Annotated in this window: 5 protein-coding genes; all 5 read right to left on the bottom strand. The window is 62.5% G+C overall.

Translation table 11 applies throughout. The annotated features are described in order from the left end of the window. Positions 1 to 69 precede the first annotated feature (69 nt). Positions 70 to 750, bottom strand: a complete 681-nt coding sequence (locus tag VX037_RS23605) for an HAD family hydrolase (protein ID WP_328716100.1) — start codon at positions 748 to 750, stop codon at positions 70 to 72. A gap of 53 nt (positions 751 to 803) precedes the next feature. Further along, the gene (locus VX037_RS23600) at positions 804 to 1,349 is read right to left on the bottom strand and encodes a hypothetical protein (RefSeq protein WP_328716098.1); all 546 of its coding nucleotides are present in this window, start codon (positions 1,347 to 1,349) and stop codon (positions 804 to 806) included. Positions 1,350 to 1,413: 64 nt separating this feature from the next. Further along, a complete protein-coding gene (locus VX037_RS23595) occupies positions 1,414 to 2,463 on the bottom strand; it encodes an LLM class flavin-dependent oxidoreductase (RefSeq protein ID WP_442903747.1) in 1,050 nt (349 codons plus the stop codon). 76 nt (positions 2,464 to 2,539) lie between these two features. Beyond that, positions 2,540 to 3,979, bottom strand: a complete 1,440-nt coding sequence (locus tag VX037_RS23590) for a nicotinate phosphoribosyltransferase (protein WP_328716095.1) — start codon at positions 3,977 to 3,979, stop codon at positions 2,540 to 2,542. Positions 3,980 to 4,124: 145 nt separating this feature from the next. After that, entirely contained in the window at positions 4,125 to 4,625 is a 501-nt protein-coding gene (locus VX037_RS23585; RefSeq protein WP_328716094.1) for a hypothetical protein, read from the bottom strand. Between the last annotated feature and the right edge of the window lie 417 nt (positions 4,626 to 5,042).

Here is a 5,042-nt window from a genome sequence, read left to right as displayed (position 1 = left end):
TGGGGTCACCTCCTATCAGACGGGCTTACGTGCAACGTTCTTTCACAGGCGTGCGATCGACAGGGTCGGTCAGCTCAGGTCCGCCCCTTTGGCGCGGAGCAGCCGCCGACCGATTGCGTACGCCTCGCTGATGTCGGTGCCGGTGTAGCTGGCGGCCGCCATCTGAGTGATGGCCGGACTGGCGTTGACCGCCACCGTGTGTTCGAGCCAATCGAACAGGTCGACGTCAGACGACGAATCCCCGTAGGCCACACAAGCCGCGGACGTGAGCCCGAGCCGACCGAGGGCGTCCTTGGTGATCTCGACCTTCGCCTCGGGCGAGAGTGTCGCGCCCTCCGACAGGGGCCGGCCGATCTCGACATCTGACCCGTAGGTCTCGTGCGCACCCCAGTACTGGAGCCGTTGAACGAAGAACGCGGGTGACTGCGAGATCACGATCGCCGCCTCGCCGCGTGCACGGATGTCGGCGAAGGTGTCCGCGATGCCACTCATCCATCGCGCGCCGTGAAACGCAGCATCCAGATCGGCCGCTGTCGCCTCACCGCAGACGTCGAGCAAGGTCTGCCAGAACTCCTGCTCGGTGACCGTACCGGCCAGCCATCCCGCCTCGATCCGATTGCCTGCGGCGAGATCACCGAAATGACCGGCGAGTACGACTGTCGCGGCTCCGATGAGCAGGGTCCCGTCCATGTCGAAGACATGAAGGCGGCTGCCCGACAACGGCACTTCGACGCCGATCAACGGCTGCATGGAACGTTCTCCTCACTCGGGCATTGCCGTGGGGCTCAGGGCGCTGGAGGCCGTCAGCTCTCGTGCAGCACATGGTCGGGAAACGAGAGCAGATCCTGCACCGGGGCCTGCGGCAACTCCCGCATGTCCCATCCGTCGACGCGGTCCGCGACGATCCGATACCACCGCCGCGCGGCGAGATTCCCTGCACTGAAGTAGTACTCCAGATCGGGGTGACCCACGTAGAAGTACTTCTCGGCGATCACATCCGAGAGTTCGTCGATCAGGTCGACATCGTGCACCGCTTCCGCACTGCCCTCGAGCTGGACTGCCCGGAAGTTCGACACCTCGTCCCCTTCGTCGATCAGTGCCGAGACTGCACCGCCGGCATCGATGATCTCGATGTGACGGTGGTCGGGAGTCGTGGTCTGCCCGGGGTCCCCGACTGTCGGGTCCAGCGGTACGTAGACGGCGTCCCCGACGACGACGAACCACGCCGACGAGACATGGATTGCCCCACCAGGAATTGCGGACGCGATCCGGATTCGTCGGGCCTTTTCCGCGAAGGCCCAACGCTTCACGCCTTCCAATGGCGCCAGTTCTCCGAGAGTGATCGGCATGGTGTTCTCCTGTCCTGTTGTCCGGCCGATACGACCTGTGCGTCGCCGGCCCTGTCCGTATCGGTCAGGCGAATGCCGGGAGCACTTCCTTCGCCATCAACTCCATGTTCTTGATGATCTCCTCGATGGGCTGCCCGACGGCGATCAGGCACGCCAGATGGTCGACGCCCATCTTCTCGTAGCTCTGGAAACGCTCGATCATGCGATCAGGTGTGGTCAACACCGGATCGTCGTACCGCTCGAACAGATTGTCCCGGTTCGGCGATTCGCTCTCCGGGGTCACCTTTCCCGCGTTGACGAATCGCCGCCCACCGTCGCCGAGGCCACGGGCCGCGAGACGTCCCTCTCGTGTCGCGCGCTCACCTTCGGTGATCGTGAAGGCAAGGTAGTGGTTGTACTCGCTGAGGAAGTCATCGAAGTACGCCTCGGCCTCCTCCTCGGTGTGGCCAAGCCAGGTGTGGCGGTACACCATGACCTCACCGCGCGGGTTGCCGCTCTCGGTGACTGCGTCGTCATAGCTCCCGAGAAGCGTCTCGAGATCACCGTGCGGTTCGAAGCTGCCATAGTTCGGCGCGGTGACCAGGTTGAGTCCTTGCTCAGCAACCTTTTTCACCCCCTGCACACTCTGCGACGCAACCCAGAGCTCGGGATGCGGCTTCGTCACCGGTTTGGGCACGATCGTTGTCTCGGGAAACGAGTAGTACTTGCCGTCATGAACGACGTCATCCTCGGTCCAGAGGCGTCGGATGATGTCGAGAGACTCCTCGTAGATGGCCCGGGCCTCTGCCGGGTCGACTCCGATCCGATCCAATTGGTAGCGGCCGCCACCCCGGGCAACACCGATGCCGACACGGCCCGGTGCCAGGTGATCGAGCAGGCTCATCTCGGATGCGACGAGCAGGGGGTTGTAGCTCGGCAACACGACGACCCCGGGCAGGATCCGGATTCGCTTGGTGCGCATCGCCGCCACTGCGCTGAATGTCAACGACGAAGGGTTGGTCACATAGTTCTGGAAGACGTTCTCGTTGATCGCCACGCCTTCGAAACCCAGGTCCTCGGCCGCATCGACGATGCTCAACATGTCGTTCAGGACGTCGGACCAGGGCTTGGTCATATCAGGATAGAAGAAGGGGGTCGTTACCCAGAATTTGAGCGACATTGCGCTTTCTCCTCGTGAGAGTGGTGCGGAGTCAGGATGCTGCGGACAGCTTTTGACTGACCCCGTTGAAGTAGTACGCGGGCGTCGGGCGTTCACTACGCGCGATCAGCTCTCCGAAGTCCCACATCCGCAGGATCCTCCCGTTGCGGAACACCGGGACCATGACATTGTCCTCAGCGGGAATCGAGTCCTTCTGAACGGTCCGGTAGTCACCGTCCACGTACTGCAGAGCCAACCGACCGGCTTTCGAGTGCTTGATGGAATTGGCCTTCGGCTTCTTCGCGATGTTCCGCCATTCACCGTCGATACAGACCGCGTTCGCCTTGTAACCGAAGTACATCGTGTCTCGGGTCACGCCCTGCACCAGACCACCGCCCATGCCGCACAGCACATTGTCGGCAGCCAGGCCACGCCGCTCGAGCTCGGCATAGATGGCACAGAACATGTCCACGTCGAGCCCGTCACCCTGCACCACTCGCAGATTGGGCGGAAGAACCTTGAATCCCTTTGAGTTGGTTGTGAATCCGAAGTTCTCCATCAAGGATTCGACGGTGCCGACCGGTGTGGCAACGGGGTCACCGGAATCGCATCGCACGGCGACGAGGCCCGGATAGGCCGCGATCTCATCATGCAGCTCCTTGCCGATGATGGTGTCCACCGCGTTGTCGTGATCGTAGGTGTCGACGAGCAGGCCCGCGACGCCCGCGGGCTCGTGCCTGAGGAGGGCCCGGAAAGTGTCGGCCTCACGCTCAGGACCGCCGGCAGAGGTGTTCGAGTGCTCGAGGAACATCGTCGCACCACTCGGACATGCCGCATCGTAATACTGTGAGGCCGCGACGAATCCGGCCATCGTGTCGGACTGGTCGAAGTTCACCAGATGCGCCATCCCGCCGAGGGCGGCGGACTCGAAAGAGTTGGCACCTCGGGCGCCGTAGTCGTGCAGGTACAGCCGCAGGGTCTCTGGGTTGTCTGAAGTGCGTTCCAATGCACCTCGCACGTACTGTTTTGCCATCCAGCTCACGGTTCCGACCGTGCTGGGGTACCAGAGCGCACGCTGGAGTGCGCACTCGACGAAGCTCGGCAACCACGGATAACGAGGATCCGTGTTCACCACCTGGAGCAGTACGTTGCTGGTGGGCACCACGGTGCCTTCGGGTACCGCCTCGATCTCGAGGGGCAGATATCCGCCATGATCGTTGACGATGTCCAGCCAGGCCTGACGGTTGAAGACGGCGCTGTGACCACGGACGACGCGCTCTGCTTCCTTGACGTCTTCGACGGTGATCGGCCGGGCGAGGTATTCGAGCAGAAACGCCTGCAATCCCACGAAGAGTGTTGCCTCGTAGGGGCCGCCGCGGGATTCGAGATACGCCGACACGTATTGGGTCCCCTCGGGATACATCGCATACATCGAGTTCTTGTTCGCGTCCGCGTTGACCATGATGTTTCGCCAGAGCGAGGTGTCACTCATTTCGGGCCTTCCTGGATGTGCATGTGTTGGGGCATGTTCGCCAATGAACCGGCCATGTTCTCGGGTTGATGTTCGACGAGCTGGTTGCTCTGGGTTCTTGATGTTTCTGCGCCGCAGTTCTTCCCAGCGCAGGGTCGATGATGAATCAGGGGCGCAGCGCTATCAGTGCGTCGCTGTAGGACTCGTCGTCCCCGGTGTGGCGCCATCCCGAGGGCATCTGCGGTGCGGTCGTCAGGTAGCTGACTGCCTCGACACCGGTCGACCGCACGCTGTACTTGTATCCGGCTGGAGCCCAGAAGTACTTACCCGCCTCGACCAGGAATTCCACTTCCTTGCCCTCGGCATCCGTGACGATGACGCGCAGCGAACCGCTCAGACACGTGAACGACTCGTCCCAACTGGTCGCCTGCCAGGTGACGTCATCGGCACCCGCCGCGTGGAAGCCGATGCCCTGGCTGTAGTAGCGCGCACCCTCTCGCTCTCGCGAGATGAAAGCCCCGCACTCCATGCCACGGCTGAACGGAATCCGCGGCATCGAGGCGACCTCGTCGAACGCGAACAGTCGCGGGAACCGGATCTCCTGTGTCGGCACAGAAGCTCGGATCTCGGCACCGACTGCGCGTTTCGCCTGGCGATAATCGGACACGTGGTTCCTTCTCTCATCACGGAGTCTCGGCCTTCGTCGACCACTGCGAGTTGACTCTGCCCAATAGGTGCGAGCACCGGCAGAGCCTTGTGTGAATCGTTTCTACCGTACTGATCCGGGTTTGTTGATCGCCCCGGGTCGCACTCCTAAATCCTCGGCGACCACGGCGACTCTCGCAACTGTTGCAACGTTTCTATCTCGTAAACCCCTTGTCACGTCGCTGCCCCACACGTCCCGGGTCGACCGAGACCCCCCCGGATTGCGGCGCCTCCCACCTCCGAAACAGGCGAGCGACCGCTGGCGTGCGTTTGAATCGACGGAACTACAAGAATCGTTTATATTCGCGGCAGAGAACGAGATACGGGCCGGCGCTCCCGCGGAGCGCCGATTGCGGAAAGGCCAGTGGGATGAGCACTC

The sequence above is a fragment of the Gordonia sp. Z-3 genome, from assembly GCF_036233855.1.
In the GTDB taxonomy this organism is placed as follows: Bacteria; Actinomycetota; Actinomycetes; order Mycobacteriales; family Mycobacteriaceae; genus Gordonia; species Gordonia tangerina.
This window is presented reverse-complemented; position numbering and strand designations above follow the sequence as displayed.